General features: G+C 70.8%; 18 protein-coding genes and 1 pseudogene. 12 read left to right on the top strand and 7 right to left on the bottom strand.

All coding sequences use genetic code 11. From position 1 onward, the window contains the following. Positions 1-130: 130 nt before the first annotated feature. Complete coding sequence (locus AB0I73_RS29250) at positions 131-1,525, bottom strand: NAD(P)-binding domain-containing protein (RefSeq protein ID WP_363042281.1); 1,395 nt, start codon at positions 1,523-1,525, stop codon at positions 131-133. Positions 1,526-1,641: 116 nt separating this feature from the next. On the opposite strand from AB0I73_RS29250, the gene AB0I73_RS29245 reads away from it, so the two are divergent. The 3 genes from AB0I73_RS29245 (at position 1,642) to AB0I73_RS29235 (ending at position 3,412) form a co-directional block, all read left to right on the top strand. Further along, on the top strand, positions 1,642-2,700 hold the full coding sequence (locus tag AB0I73_RS29245; protein WP_363042279.1) for an NAD(P)/FAD-dependent oxidoreductase: 1,059 nt from the start codon (positions 1,642-1,644) through the stop codon (positions 2,698-2,700). Positions 2,701-2,742: 42 nt separating this feature from the next. Next, positions 2,743-3,120 carry a metalloregulator ArsR/SmtB family transcription factor gene (locus AB0I73_RS29240; protein WP_363042277.1) on the top strand — a complete coding sequence of 126 codons (378 nt, stop codon included), beginning with the start codon at positions 2,743-2,745 and terminating at the stop codon, positions 3,118-3,120. A 100-nt stretch (positions 3,121-3,220) separates the two neighbouring features. Further along, a complete protein-coding gene (locus AB0I73_RS29235) occupies positions 3,221-3,412 on the top strand; it encodes a hypothetical protein (RefSeq protein ID WP_363042275.1) in 192 nt (63 codons plus the stop codon). A 15-nt stretch (positions 3,413-3,427) separates the two neighbouring features. Here the strand turns inward: AB0I73_RS29235 and AB0I73_RS29230 are convergent, their stop codons facing one another. From AB0I73_RS29230 to AB0I73_RS29215, 4 genes are all read right to left on the bottom strand, one after another. Next, positions 3,428-4,597 carry a hypothetical protein gene (locus tag AB0I73_RS29230; RefSeq protein ID WP_363042273.1) on the bottom strand — a complete coding sequence of 390 codons (1,170 nt, stop codon included), beginning with the start codon at positions 4,595-4,597 and terminating at the stop codon, positions 3,428-3,430. Positions 4,598-4,717: 120 nt separating this feature from the next. Continuing rightward, entirely contained in the window at positions 4,718-5,779 is a 1,062-nt protein-coding gene (locus tag AB0I73_RS29225; protein WP_363042271.1) for an ArsO family NAD(P)H-dependent flavin-containing monooxygenase, read from the bottom strand. Further along, positions 5,776-6,561: an aquaporin gene (locus tag AB0I73_RS29220; RefSeq protein WP_363042269.1), complete on the bottom strand. Its 786-nt coding sequence runs from the start codon at positions 6,559-6,561 to the stop codon at positions 5,776-5,778. The genes AB0I73_RS29225 and AB0I73_RS29220 overlap by 4 nt, the downstream gene beginning before the upstream one ends. Positions 6,562-6,620: 59 nt before the next feature. Continuing rightward, a complete protein-coding gene (locus AB0I73_RS29215; RefSeq protein WP_363042267.1) occupies positions 6,621-6,935 on the bottom strand; it encodes a metalloregulator ArsR/SmtB family transcription factor in 315 nt (104 codons plus the stop codon). Between the two features lie 104 nt (positions 6,936-7,039). Between AB0I73_RS29215 and AB0I73_RS29210 the strand changes: the two genes are divergently transcribed. The 7 genes from AB0I73_RS29210 (at position 7,040) to AB0I73_RS29180 (ending at position 11,285) form a co-directional block, all read left to right on the top strand. Continuing rightward, a complete protein-coding gene (locus AB0I73_RS29210; protein WP_363042265.1) occupies positions 7,040-7,675 on the top strand; it encodes a three-helix bundle dimerization domain-containing protein in 636 nt (211 codons plus the stop codon). 43 nt (positions 7,676-7,718) lie between these two features. After that, a complete protein-coding gene (locus AB0I73_RS29205) occupies positions 7,719-8,138 on the top strand; it encodes an arsenate reductase ArsC (protein WP_363042264.1) in 420 nt (139 codons plus the stop codon). A gap of 5 nt (positions 8,139-8,143) precedes the next feature. Next, entirely contained in the window at positions 8,144-9,127 is a 984-nt protein-coding gene (gene trxB / locus AB0I73_RS29200) for a thioredoxin-disulfide reductase (RefSeq protein WP_363042283.1), read from the top strand. A 269-nt stretch (positions 9,128-9,396) separates the two neighbouring features. Beyond that, on the top strand, positions 9,397-9,705 hold the full coding sequence (locus AB0I73_RS29195; RefSeq protein ID WP_363042262.1) for a DUF6300 family protein: 309 nt from the start codon (positions 9,397-9,399) through the stop codon (positions 9,703-9,705). 86 nt (positions 9,706-9,791) lie between these two features. Next, positions 9,792-10,154, top strand: a complete 363-nt coding sequence (locus tag AB0I73_RS29190) for a nucleic acid-binding protein (protein ID WP_363042260.1) — start codon at positions 9,792-9,794, stop codon at positions 10,152-10,154. Between the two features lie 2 nt (positions 10,155-10,156). Then, complete coding sequence (locus AB0I73_RS29185) at positions 10,157-10,684, top strand: DUF6233 domain-containing protein (RefSeq protein ID WP_363042258.1); 528 nt, start codon at positions 10,157-10,159, stop codon at positions 10,682-10,684. Positions 10,685-10,847: 163 nt separating this feature from the next. Continuing rightward, on the top strand, positions 10,848-11,285 hold the full coding sequence (locus tag AB0I73_RS29180) for a hypothetical protein (protein WP_363042256.1): 438 nt from the start codon (positions 10,848-10,850) through the stop codon (positions 11,283-11,285). Positions 11,286-11,354: 69 nt separating this feature from the next. On the opposite strand, the gene AB0I73_RS29175 is transcribed toward AB0I73_RS29180, so the two are convergent. Both AB0I73_RS29175 and AB0I73_RS29170 read right to left on the bottom strand, forming a co-directional pair. After that, complete coding sequence (locus AB0I73_RS29175; RefSeq protein WP_363042254.1) at positions 11,355-11,885, bottom strand: hypothetical protein; 531 nt, start codon at positions 11,883-11,885, stop codon at positions 11,355-11,357. A 90-nt stretch (positions 11,886-11,975) separates the two neighbouring features. Beyond that, complete coding sequence (locus tag AB0I73_RS29170) at positions 11,976-12,239, bottom strand: hypothetical protein (RefSeq protein WP_307080270.1); 264 nt, start codon at positions 12,237-12,239, stop codon at positions 11,976-11,978. Positions 12,240-12,376: 137 nt separating this feature from the next. On the opposite strand from AB0I73_RS29170, the pseudogene AB0I73_RS29165 reads away from it, so the two are divergent. Both AB0I73_RS29165 and AB0I73_RS29160 read left to right on the top strand, forming a co-directional pair. Beyond that, a pseudogene (locus tag AB0I73_RS29165) lies at positions 12,377-12,631 on the top strand (YnfA family protein); the annotation flags it as partial. 121 nt (positions 12,632-12,752) lie between these two features. After that, positions 12,753-13,202 carry a hypothetical protein gene (locus AB0I73_RS29160; protein ID WP_363042252.1) on the top strand — a complete coding sequence of 150 codons (450 nt, stop codon included), beginning with the start codon at positions 12,753-12,755 and terminating at the stop codon, positions 13,200-13,202. The last annotated feature ends 119 nt before the right edge of the window (positions 13,203-13,321 follow it).

Genomic DNA, 13,321 nt, shown 5'->3' with positions numbered 1-13,321 from the left:
TGGGTTACGTTTTTTTTCTCGCGCCCCCTCTTCATCAGAGGTTGGCCGTTGCGGGCGGCCTGGCGGGGGCGGGGCGGCGCCCGGTCCCCTGTTCCGGTCGCGGCCCCGCGGGCTGGGGTGCCCAGGTCGGTCACGAGCCGCAGCAGCCGCCCGCCGGGGCCTCAGCAGCGACTGCCGACGCCGCCACAGGGGCGCCGAGCTGAACGAGCTGGGGCGCGCAGCAGCCGCCGCCGTCGGCCTGAGCGGCGTCGGGGGCGTCGAAGAGGCCGGCACCGCCGCAGACTCCGGTCTCGGGCAGGGTGAGTTCCACGCGGTCTGCCGCGTCGAGGTCGCCGGCGATGGCGGCGGCGACGGAGCGGACCTGCTCGTATCCGGTCATCGCGAGGAAGGTGGGGGCGCGGCCGTAGGACTTCATCCCGACCAGGTAGATGCCCTGTTCGGGGTGGGCGAGCTCGCGGTGGCCGTGCGGGTAGACGGTGCCGCAGGAGTGCTGGTTGGGGTCGATCAGCGGGGCGAGCTCGACCGGGGCCTGGAGGCGCTCGTCCAGGTTGAGGCGGACCTCGGACAGGAAGGACAAGTCGGGGCGGAAGCCGGTCAGCACGATCACCTCGTCCACCGCGTCCAGGCGGCGCCCGTCCTCGCCGACGAGGACCAGGCGGCCGTCGGTGTTGCGCTCGACCGCCTCGGTGCGGAAGCCGGTGACCGCCTCCGCGTGGCCCTCGTCGACGGCGGCCTTGGCCGCCAGGCCCAGGGCGCCGCGGGCGGGGAGCTGGTCGGCTTCGCCGCCGCCGAAGGTGGAGCCGGAGATGCCGCGGCGCAGGATCCATACCGCCTTCGTTCCCGCGTCGTCGTCGGCCTTGGCGAGGTCGGCGAGGTAGGCGAGCGCGGTGAAGGCGGAGGCGCCGGAGCCGATCACAGCGGTGCGCTTGCCCGCGTACCGGGCGCGGACGGCGAGGTCCTTCAGGTCCGGGACGCGGTAGGTGATCCGGTCCACGGCGGCCTTCTCGCCGAGAGCGGCAAGGCCGCTGCCACCGGCCGGGGACGGGGTGGCCCAGGTGCCGGAGGCGTCGATGACGGCGCGGGCGAAGAGGCGCTCCTCACGGCCGTCGGCGTGGGCGACGTGCACGACGAACGGCTGCTGGTCGCGGTCGGCGTCGACGATCCGGTCCCGGCCGGCCCGGGAGACACCGGTGACGCGCGCGCCGTAGCGGACGCGGCCGCCGAGGACGTCGGCAAGCGGCTGCAGGTAGCGGTCGGCCCAGTCGCCGCCGGAGGGGTAGGTGGCCGGGTCCGGCCTCGTCCAGCCGGTGGGAGCGAGGAGCTTCTCGGCGGCCGGGTCGACCACCTCGCCCCAGGTGGAGAACAGCCGGACGTGCGACCACTCGCGCACCGCCGCGCCGGCAGTGGGCCCGGCCTCCAGGACCAGGGGCTCGATGCCCCGGTCGACCAGGTGGGCGGCGGCGGCCAGACCGGCGGGGCCGGCCCCGATCACGACGACGGGCAGCTCGATGGTGGGCGCGTTCACGGAGACTCCTCGCGTGTCTGTTTCGACATCTGTCGATGGCTTGCGCGGCCCAGCATGACACCTGTATTGATAGGCGTCAACATAGGCATTCATCGAATCCATATGGGGGTCTACTGATGGAACACATCGACGTCGTCGTCATCGGCGGCGGCCAGTCGGGACTGGCGAGCGCCCACGCGCTGCTGCGCCGCGGGCTGCGGCCGGTGGTGCTGGAGGCGTCTGGTCGCGCGGCCGGGTCGTGGCCGCGCTACTACGACAGCCTCACCCTGTTCTCGCCCGCCCGGTACAGCTCCCTGCCCGGCATGCCGTTCCCCGGCGATCCGGACCGCTACCCGCACCGGGACGAGGTCGCCGCCTACCTCACCGCGTACGCCGCCCGCCTGGACGCGGACATCCGCACCGGCCACCGGGTCACCGCCGTCCGGCGCGGCGACGGCGGCTTCGAGGTGGAGCTGGCCAGCGGCGGCCTGCTCGCGGCCCGGGCCGTGGTCGCGGCGTCCGGCACGTTCGGCCGGCCCCACCGCCCCGCCCTCCCGGGCCTGGAGACGTTCACCGGCACGCTGCTGCACGCCGCCGAGTACCGCCGCCCGGAGCCGTTCGCCGGGCAGCGAGTCGTGGTGGTGGGCGCGGGGAACTCCGCCGTGCAGATCGCCGCCGAACTCGCCACGGTCGCCCGGGTCACGCTCGCCAGCCGCGCACCGGTGAAGTTCGCCCGCCAGCAGATCCTCGGCCGGGACCTGCACTTCTGGCTGCAGCGCACCGGCCTGGACACCGCCCCGCTCGGCGGCCTGCTGCGCGAGCCCCCGACCCAGCTCGTCATCGACGACGGCCGCTACCGCGCCGCCCTCGGCCAGGGCGTGCCAGACCGGCGGCCGGTGTTCACCGGTGCCGAGGAGGCGAAGGTGGTCTGGGCGGACGGAACTCGGGAGGAGGCCGACGCGATCGTGCTGGCCACCGGCTACCGCCCCGACCTGCCCTACCTCGCTCCCCTCCCCGGCGCCCTGGATGCCGCCGGGAACCCCCGGCACCGGGAGGGCATCGCCACCGGGGTACCGGGGCTGGCATTCGTCGGGCTGGAATGGCAGCGCAGTCTGTCGTCGAACTCGTTGCGTGGCGTGGGCCGGGACGCGGAGCGGATCGCCCGGTGCCTGGCCGCCTACCTCGCGCGCCGGTGACGGACCTCCCCGCACTGGTTCGACGTGTGTCAACATAGACGCATGTCGAATGCGAAGGTGCTGCCGCTGCTCGAGCCCGCCGACGGTCAGAGTGTGGCGCCGTGCTGCCCGCCGCTGACCGAGCGCCCGATGACCGCCGAGGAGGCCGAGACCGCGGCGCGGATGTTCAAGGCGCTCGGTGACCCGGTCCGCCTTCGGCTGTTCTCTGCCGTGGCCTCCCATGAGGGCGGGGAAGCGTGCGTGTGCGACATCTCCGACGTCGGCGTCTCCCAGCCCACGGTGTCCCACCACCTGAAGAAGCTGAAGGAGGCCGGGCTGCTCACCTCCGAGCGGCGCGGCACCTGGGTGTACTACCGCGTCGAGCCGTCCGTGCTCGCCGCCATGGGCCAACTGCTGGTAGGCGCATCGGCTGCGGCATGACCACACCCGGACGCCCGCCGGTAACGTCCAGGGCCGCTGCGGCGGCGGGCAGTTGCCAAGAGCGGTAGTGGACGAGGCGGGCGGTTGCCATCCTGACGGGATGGAGGAAGCAGAAGACCGGTTGAGCCTGCCCCGGCCCCGCTGGGCGAATGCCGAGATCGCTGTCTGGGGCGGCTATCTGCGAGTGGCCGAGACCGCCGCCCGACACTGGATCGCCCACGGCCCGGACGACCTGCTGCCCCTCCCGATCCTCTACAACTACCGGCACAGCATGGACACGGCCGGCTCCTGAAGCGCTGTGCCGTCGCTACGGTGTCGGCTTCTTGTGGCGGGTGAGGAGCTCGGTGAAGAAGTCGGAGATGAGCTGCGGGCTGTCGGGCCGGGTGAGTTCCCAGCCGCCGAAGCGGTAGATCTCATAGCCGGCCAGCCGCAGGCGGCGGTCCTCGGCGACCATCTCCGAGTACAGCCTGGGCGAGGCGGTGTACGTGGTGCGACCGTCCGCGCCGGTGGGGTTCTTGGTGCCGTAGTGATGGGCGCCGTCGACCTCGATCACGATGCGGGAGCGGTCGGGGGCCAGCAGCAGGAAGTCCATGCGCTGGCGGTGCAGGGCACCGCTGTGTCCGCCGCTCTTGCGGGTGTAGGGGTCGTAGTGCAGGTAGACCTGCGGAATGAGGGCGGGCAGGTCGAACCCGTCGGGTTCGGCATAGCGGGCGCAGTACGTGCGCAGGACCGTCTGCTCCGGCAGGGAATCCAGGGAGCGGTACAGCCGCCGGTACAGGGCATCGGCGGCCTCCGGCTCCTTGGCAGCCGGCATGTGGTTCGCCTGCCACCAGGTGACCACCTGCCGCCAGGTCAGGCCCTGTACCGGCAGCGGATCGCTGTAGACGAGGCAGTTCTCGGCGTTCTGGACAATTTCCACGTCGTTGTTCACCGCGTCCCGCAGCACGATCTTCGGCTTCGGGCCGACGGCCGCGAAGATGAGGTTCTTGAAAGGGCCACGGGGGCCGTTCTTGAAGCGTCGCTCGTACTCGGCCTCCTGCAGGTCCTCCAGGGCCTGCCGGGTCGGCCCGAGCAGCCCTTCGATGCACTCGCGCCGCGCCTGCCAGCCGCCGCCCCCGGACATGTCGTTCTTGCGCCAGTAGTCGTAGAAGCCGCTGTGATGGCGGAACGGCAGCTGCGGCGGCTCAAGGCCCAAGCGCTCGAGAACCGCCCGGTGCGCTTTCACGGCGAGGACGACTTCCTCGTCATTCATGCGTTCGTCGTGGCGTGTGCCCCGGGCGACGAAGTCCTCGTGCAGCAACCGGGTCAGGGCCACGGCTACGTCCAGGTCCGGGTGGGCCGGCAGGGGGCCGAACCGCAGGGACTCCATCAGCTCGACATCCAGCTCCCACAGCTGGCACACCCATTCACCTGGCCTGTGGTCGGGCCAGTCCACGTGCTCATCGGGCCTGCCGCGGAAGAAGTCATCTGTCTGCATGCTCGCGCGTCCCCCTGCCCCACAGCGCTGTCGGAAGAAATTGTCGCTGGTGTCACCGACAAGGGGGAGCTGTACGCAACCGGTGAACAGGGCGGTGACAGCGCGGCGGCCGCCCGGCGCCTACGTGAGGAGGCCGGTGACCTCGCGGACGGCGTCCCGGGCGGTGCGGCCGACGCCGATGAGGGTGGCCGAGGCCGGGCCGGTCCAGTCGCCGTAGCCGAGCAGGTGCAGCCGCGGCTCGCCCAGGGCACGTGTGCCGTCGGTGGGGATGCGGCCGCGCGGCCCGCGCAGATCCAGCGGGGCGAGGTGGGACAGAGCCGGGCGGAAGCCGGTGCACCAGATGACCGCGTCCGCGCCGCTCTGGCTGCCGTCGGCCCACTGGACGCCTTCGGCGGTGAGCCGGGTGAACATCGGCTTCGCCGCGAGGAGTCCGGCGTCGCGGGCGGCGCGGACCGGGGGCACGGCCACGATGTCGCCGAGCGAGGCGACGCCGCCGGTGTCGCTGCGGCCGGCGTCGAGGGCGCGGCGGCGGGCGGTGGCGACGTCGAACAGGGCGCGGCCGTCGATGTCGTCGGCCAGGAACCGGGGCGGGCGCTGGGTTGCCCACGTGACATCGATGTGGCCGTCCAAGGCGAGGTCGGCGGCGATCTGGGCGCCGGAGTTGCCGCCGCCGGCCACGATGACGCGCTGCCCGGCGAAGTCGGCCGGACGGCGGTAGTGCACCGTGTGCAGCTGTCGTCCGGTGAAGACGAATCGGCCGGGAATGGCGGGGAGGAAGGGGCGCGACCAGGTGCCGGTCGCGCTGATGACCGCCCGGGCCCGCCAGGTGCCGGAGTCCGCCTCGACCAGGAGCCGGTCGCCGTCGCGGCGTACGGCGTCCACCCGGGCGCCGTGCTGGACGGGCAGGTCGTAGCGCTTCTCGTAGTCGGCGAGGTACTCCACCACGTGCCCGGCGTCCGGGTACGTGGTGCCGGGCTGGGTGGGCATGAGCCGCCCGGGAAGTGAGGAGTGGTCGGCCGGGGAGAACAGGTGCAGCGAGTCCCACATGTGCTGCCAGGACCCGCCCGGCGCCGGGTCGGCGCCGAGGATGGTGAAGTCGATGCCGAGGCGGCGCAGGTGGTAGCCGGCGGCGAGCCCGGCCTGGCCGCCGCCGATCACTACCACCGGGGACGTACGCGTCACTTGGCGGCTTTCCGGCCGGGCGCGAAGATGAGCGCCACCAGCGCGAGCCCGACCACGGTGCCGATGAGCTGCATGCCGATGAAGCCCATGACCGAACCGGGGGCGATGCCGGCGAAGGTGTCGGTGAAGGCGCGGCCGATGGTCACCGCCGGGTTGGCGAAGGACGTGGACGAGGTGAACCAGTACGCGGCACCGATGTACGAGGCGACCGCGACGGGCGCGAACCGAAGCCGGTCGGTACGGGCCAGACCGAAGATCAGCAGGATCAGACCGGCCGTGGCGACGACCTCACCGAGCAGCAGATGCCCGGCGGACCGGTCGTGCGTGGACCACTTCACCAGCGGTTCGCCGAACATCGCATCGGCCAGGATCGCGCCGCCGATGCCGCCTGCGATCTGCGCCGGGACGTACGCGGCCGCCTCGCGCCCGTTCACGCCGGGGCCGCCGCGCCGGGCGGTCCACCACTCGGCGAGGGTGACCGCGGGGTTGAAGTGCGCGCCGGAGACCGGGCCGAGCAGGGTGATCAGGACGCCGAGGCCGAAGACGGTGGCGAGCGAGTTGGCCAGCAGCTGCAGGCCGACGTCCTTGGTCAGTTCGGTGGCCTGGATGCCGGAGCCGACCACCACCGCTACCAGGGCCGCGGCGCCGATCAGTTCGGCCGCGGCCTTGGCGATCAGCGGAGGAGTCTGGGGCGGGGTGGCCCCCGGGGTGGGCTGCGGCTCGGCGGCGGCTATGGCGGCCTGGCCGGCTCTGTCGTGCTCAGTGGCCTCGGTGGCGGTCAACAGGACTCCTCGGTGCATGCGGGATGGCGACGGGCCGCGGCGACGGACCGGCGCCGGAATCAGGGGCAGGACCGCTTGACGTTGTTCTCGGCGGTGGCGCGCGCGGTCTCCGCCAGATCGGCGAACTGGCCCGCGAGGGAGGCGATGACGTCGGGCTTGAGCCGGTAGTAGGTGAACCGGCCGCACGGCTCGGTCTCCACGACTCCGGCCTCGCGCAGCACCTTCAGATGGTTGGAGAGGTTGGTCTGCTTGGCCCCCGTCTCCTCGATCAGGTGGGTGCTGCACAGCGTCTCCCTGGCGAGCAGGGTGACGATCTGGAGCCGGAGCGGGTCCGCGAGCACCCGCATCAGATCAGTGTCGACTGACATCATCATGGACTGATAATCTCACATCACTCCGGGCTGATACCAGCCTGGGGTGATCCTTGGGACCCGCATCCCCACACCGCGTGGGGACCCATGCCTCGAAGGGGTTTCCCATGACCGCATCCCCGCCCCCTGTCCTGCCCGACGAGCGCCTCGCGTCCGGCATCGCCCGCCTCGCCGTGCGCTATCGCGGGCGCTTCGCCGCCGAGACCATCCAGCGCCTGGTCATCGACTCCTATGAGCGCCTCGCCGAGCACGCCCGCGTCCGCACCCACCTGGTCGTGCTGGCCGAGCACCTGGCCACCGAGCGCCTGGACGCGCTCGCGCACATCGAGGGCGCGCCGGGCAGCGGCCTGCCCCGCGTGCTGTTCGTGTGCAGCCACAACGCCGGCCGCTCCCAGATGGCCGCCGCCCTCCTCGCGCACCGCGCCGCCGGACAGGTTGCTGTTTCCTCCGCGGGCACACATCCGGCTGCCGAGGTCGAGCCGGTCGTCACGCAGGTGCTGACCGAGGCCGGGGTGGACCTCACGGACGCGTTCCCCAAGCCGCTGACCGACGAGGTCGTGCGGGCCGCCGACATCGTCATCACCATGGGCTGCGGGGATTCCTGCCCGATCGTGCCCGGCCGCCGCTACCTGGACTGGCCCGTGGCCGACCCCGACGGCGCATCGATCGAAGTCGTCCGCCAGATCCGCGACGACATCAACACCCGCATCACCGACCTGCTCGCCAGCCTGCCGAGCACCTGAACTGCCCTGTACCACCTGCCACCACTTCGTGAAGGAAGAACGCATGTCCTCCGCTCCGCTCGCCTCCGTGCTGTTCGTCTGCGTCCACAACGCCGGCCGCTCCCAGATGGCCGCCGGATTCCTCAACCACCTCGCCGGCGACCGCGTGGAGGTCCGCTCCGCCGGCTCCATCCCCGGCGACCAGGTCAACCCGGCCGCCGTCGAGGCGATGCAGGAAGTCGGCATCGACATCGCCGGCGCCAAGCCGAAGATCCTCACCACCGAGGCCGTCCAGGCGTCCGACTACGTCATCACCATGGGCTGCGGCGACGCCTGCCCGATTTTCCCCGGCAAGAAGTACCTCGACTGGGCCCTGGAAGACCCTGCGGGCAAGGGTGTCGAGGCCGTCCGCCCGATCCGCGACGAGATCAAGACCCGCATCGAGGCGCTCATCGCCGAGATCGACGCCCGGCAGGAGGCGTGACCTCGGTGACCCACCCCGGCGACGTGCGCGGGGTCATCATCATCGGCTCCGGCCCCGCCGGATACACCGCCGCCCTCTACACCGCCCGCGCCCAGCTCCAGCCCCTGCTGTTCGGCAGTTCCATCTTCGTCGGCGGCTCGCTGACCACCACGACCGAGGTGGAGAACTTCCCCGGCTTCCCCGAGGGCGTCGACGGCCCGGTCCTCATGGAGAACATGCGGGCCCAGGCCGAGAAGTTCGGCGCCGAAATGATCGACGACGACATCGTCTCCGTCGACCTCACCGGCAACATCAAGCTCCTCACCGACTCCGCGGGCACCGTGCACCGCGCCAGGACGGTGATCATCGCGACCGGCTCCGGCTACCGCAAACTCGGCCTCCCGAAGGAGGAGGAACTGTCCGGCCGGGGCGTTTCCTGGTGCGCGACCTGCGACGGGTTCTTCTTCCGCGACCGGGACATCGTCGTGGTCGGCGGCGGCGACACCGCCATGGAGGAAGCCACCTTCCTCACCCGCTTCGCCAAGTCGGTCACCGTCGTCCACCGCCGCTCCACCCTGCGCGCCTCCAAGGTCATGCAGGACCGGGCCTTCGCCGACGACAAAATCGCCTTCGCCTTCGACAGCGAGATCGCCGAGATCAAGGAGACGAACGGCATGCTCAGCGGCGTCGTCCTGCGCGACGTCTTCACCGGAGCCACCCGAGACCTGGACGTCACGGGGCTGTTCATCGCCATCGGCCACGACCCGCGCACCGAACTGTTCACCGGCCAGCTCGACCTCGACGTCGAGGGCTACATCATCGTCGCCTCCCCGACGACGGGCACGAGCCTGCCCGGCGTGTTCGCCGCTGGCGACGTCGTCGACCACACCTACCGCCAGGCCATCACCGCCGCTGGCACCGGCGCGGCCGCGGCGCTGGACGCCGAGCGCTACCTCGCCGCCCGCGGCGCGGCAGAGACCGAGCCGGCGACCGCTGCCGTTCGGGCCTGAGCGCACTCGCAGGCGGGGCCGCCCGGAAGCTCTGGGCGGCCCCGTCGTCGTTCTCGCACCAGCCGTCATCGGTAAAGCGAGCCGATCACATTCGGTGACCACGGCTTGCCAACTAACCTGCTGCACCTTTGCCAACTACGCAGCGACACATCCGTCAGGCCAGCGACAACCTGCGCCGCTATTTGCCAACAAAGCTGCGTGGTCACAGTTGACGGCGTAGATCAGCGGGGCTTGGGTGGAGGGCCACGTCCAGAGCAAGGGGACTGGCCATGGATCTGCTCAGGCTTTCCGACCGGCTGCCGCAGTGTTCACGCTGCCGAGGCGACCTCATCATGAACGGGGTGGCGCCGCAGAACGACAAACACGGGCGGCCGATCCACCTGGAGCTGTGCCCGGTGTGCGACACCGGCGACGTCGACCGCCCGGCGGCCGGCCTTCTCGTGCAGTGGTTCGCCGACCGTGGCGGTCATGACGAGAGCCGCGTCAAGGAGGGCTCGCACCTGCTGATGGAGTGGACGAAGGAGTGCATGGCCACCCACGGCTGGTACTTGCAGGACACCCCGCCCGACCAGCCCTGAGCCGTCATCAGCAGCAGATGCCGGGCGCGTAGTGCCGCCGCGTCGTACGGGCAGGACGGCCGCCGGGTCGAACTACTGTTGGGGCCGTGGCGACAACGTACGACTACCCCGGCGACCTCATCGCAGCGCAGCAGGAACTCACCCAGGTGCGGGCCAACCTCACCGCCCTGTACAAGCGGCTGCCCTACTCCGTCGAACCGATGGAGGCCTGGCAGCGCCCCGAGGGCTACTGGCTCGCCACCTCCCGCGCGTACCCGGACTCGCCGGGCTGGACGGAGCAGGAGCAGCAGGAGGTCGCCGCGCTGCGGGAGAAGGAACGCGACCTCACAGGGGTGATCCTCACGCACGCCTTCTGGAACGAGGTCCCCGGGCCCGAACGGCTCGATGCCCGCTCCCAGCTCAAGCACGCCCTCGAACGTGAGGACCGCGAGGGCCAGGAGGCGGCGTAGCCGTGGCGGACACGCCACCCGAGCCGGAGCCGCCGCACATCACCGTGGTCCTCCCCGACGGCCAGGAGGTCACCGGCCGCCTCCAGGAGCGCCAACAGGTCCCGGGCACCTGGCTGTACAAGGTGGCCGTCCCGGCCTGGCGTAACACATCTTCCGGGCAGGTGGAGCCCGCCTGGTACGTGGTGTGGGTGCAAGCCCCCGACCACGTGAAGCCCGTGCCCGGCGTCTCCTACGACGGCGTCCCCACGACCCGGCTGCCGGCGCCGACGACGGAGCAGCAGATCCTCGGGGAGCGCCGGCCGTCGGGCTGGGTCCTGCAGAAGCTGGACGGCGGCAGCGGTCCCGGCCGGGGCGTCATCCACGCCGTCGACTGCGAGGAAGCACCCACCGGAGCACCGAAGCTGGCCCTCGACAAAGCGCTGGACGCCGCAGAGCAGCCCGGTACCCGGTTGTGCTCGCTGTGCAGCGCGGCCGCCGAACTGGATCCGGTACTCAAGGGCTTCGACCACGGCTTCGACGGCGAAGAGTAGACCCGCGCTGCGGGACATCCGGCGGGCCGGGCAGGCATTCGCGGAGCTGCGCCTGGACCTGGACGACGTCGTCGACGTCCAACTGCCCGCGTACCGCGACTTCGGAGAAAGCGACCCGGAGGAGTGGCAGCGCGTCGACTGGCGGCGCCGACTGGTGTCATGGATGTTCGGGCTGGCCCGCCACAAAGCCCACGACGGGATCCTGTATGACGAGTGGAACGACGCCTGGCAGCGGGTCGGGGTGAACGGGCTGCCCGGGGATCTGACGTGGGAGGAATTCGTCGCTGCCAGTAGCCGCTACCGGCACTCGCAGAACATGGCTGGCACCCGACCGCTGGAGCTGCTGACCTGGTCCGGGGAGGGGTGGCTTCTGCCCCGCGCCTACATCGAGCTCCTGGACCGCTGGGCGCAGCGGGAGGAGGAACTTGGTCAACCGGGCCCGGGTCTGCTCCTCCTGCGGCGTCCAGGGCCCGTACTGGGACGGCTGGCGGACATCAACCAGCAAGGGCTACGTCACCAGGGCCCGCCGTGCTCCGGAGCGGCCTTCCGGCCCTACACCGACCTCGCCGAGGAGAACCGCCATGCCGGACCTTGCTGCTGACCACCACCCCCACCGCGCCCCGAAGGCGCTCGGGGGCCTGGCCGCCTTCGCGTGTGTGGCGCCATAACTTCAGCGATCCACAGATCTTGACAATTGCTCCGACCGTCCGCACAACGCACAGGCCACGGCAGTCTCCACGCAGGTCTTCCCGGCGCGGAAGTCACTGCCAACGAACATCTCCGGAGAGCCCGGCACGCAGTCATAGAACTTGCTCATGAACGCGTGCGCCTGCTGCTCGGCGCTCTTGGCCGTGGCCTTGTCGGGCAGAGCGTCGGAGAAATGGGCCTGGATCAGCGTGTGTTGCCAGCGATTGACTTCCCCGATGTGCCGGGTGAGGCGTTCCCATGGAGCGCTGCTGTACCCGATCTTGATGCGGGGTGTGTGTCCGGCGATCTCCAGGACGTAGAGCCGATGTTCACGGTACCCGTGCTCGCGAAGGAAGTCATTGGCGGTGGCGCGGGCGCGGTCCTGGATGCGCAGGGCAAAAACGGGCAGCGGCCCGCTGCCGGCCTCCTGCATGAGCCGTCGGGCCAGGCTGCGGGGCTTCTTGATGATGACGCTCCGCTGCGACGGCGGAAGCGGGGGGATCGGTGCCAGCATGCAGAGATTGTCGCCCAACGACCCTGCGCGGTAGGCGGGTTCGCCGGAACTGCGTGCAAAAGCGCTTACTCTCCGCCTGCAGACGCCCGCCTAGTCGTCGTTCGGCAGGTACCACCCGTGCTCGCGATGCCTGGGCTCTGGTGGGTTCGGGTTCTCGCGGGCATAGGCCTCGTTTGCACGGCGAATCATCTCTGCGTCGTAGCGGTGCAGCTCGTCGTACAGTTTATCCGCTTCGTTGACATCCCCAGCGGATACGTAACGCTCTCGCAGCGCCTCGCGTTCGTCTGCGAGTTCCGCGTCGGACAGCGGGCGGAGGCTACCGAGGCCACGCGCGATGGAGTTGAAGATGCCCATACGTTGATGTTGTCACGCTGAGGGCTACCGCCGCGCTGTTGTCCGCCAATACCGCCTCGAAGGTGCGCGAAAACGCCCGGCTCACGGCTGCTGAGATCACCCCGTCGAAAGGTCCCATCCACAGCTCTTGACTATTGCTCCGCGAGCACCAGGGCTGGATCTGGATCGGCGCTGGCATCATCGCGCTGGGCTTGTATGGGGTTGTGGCCACCTTCCAGTCCGACGACAACTTCGGGCGCATCCTCGCCGCGTACGGCGGGATCTTCGTGGCCGGGTCGATCGCCTGGGGCATGGTCGCCGATGGCTACCGGCCCGACCGCTGGGACGTGATCGGCGCCCTGGTGTGCCTCGCGGGGATGGCCGTGATCGTGTACGCGCTCCGCAGCCACTGACCGACCTCGTCCACCGTTTGTCAGCACCCAGCAGGGATGACCTGATCTCCGCTCTGGTGTTCCTCAGTGTCGGACTCACCATGCTCGTTGCCACTCCCCACTCTGTTGAACCCCTGACCGAGTGGGGCGACGAGCAACCCTGGCCGTTTTCAAGAATCCCCATCAGTTCGGAGAAGGACCGCTATGCGGTAGCTGCAACACCCGCGAGGGCAAGGCCACGCCGTACTACTTCCTCCAGCTCGAAGGCGGCACGCTGCACCTCCTGGAGTGCCGCGGCTGCCTCGAGCAACGGACCCTGCCGCGCCGGTTCCACCTGGACGTGGTCCGCGCGCACCTGGAGCAGACCGGGCGGCACGGGCGCTGCCGCAGGCAGCCGTACGCCCGCGAACTGGAGCACACTCATGGTGTGCACCGGTTCCAGCTGGAGTGCAGCGGCTGGCACGCGGTCAGCAACTGGACGAAGGACGTCACGGCGTCCGAGGTGACTGCGCTCGTGCGGGCCTACGTCGACGCGGCGCTCACCGCGCAGGAGAGCCAGTCTCCTCCCGGCACGGCCACGGACGCCGGGTGACCGCCGCGCGGCAGTGTCGTTGAGCACGGCATCGCGTGCATGACCCTCCCACCCCCGCGCGGATACGCGAGCGAGCCCCGGACCACATGGGTCCGGGGCTCGCAGGCTGTTCGGGCGCG

It is taken from the genome of Streptomyces sp. NPDC050388, assembly GCF_040655635.1.
In the GTDB taxonomy this organism is placed as follows: Bacteria; Actinomycetota; Actinomycetes; order Streptomycetales; family Streptomycetaceae; genus Streptomyces.
Note: the sequence above shows the minus strand (reverse complement) of the source record. Positions and strands in the feature narration are given on the sequence as shown.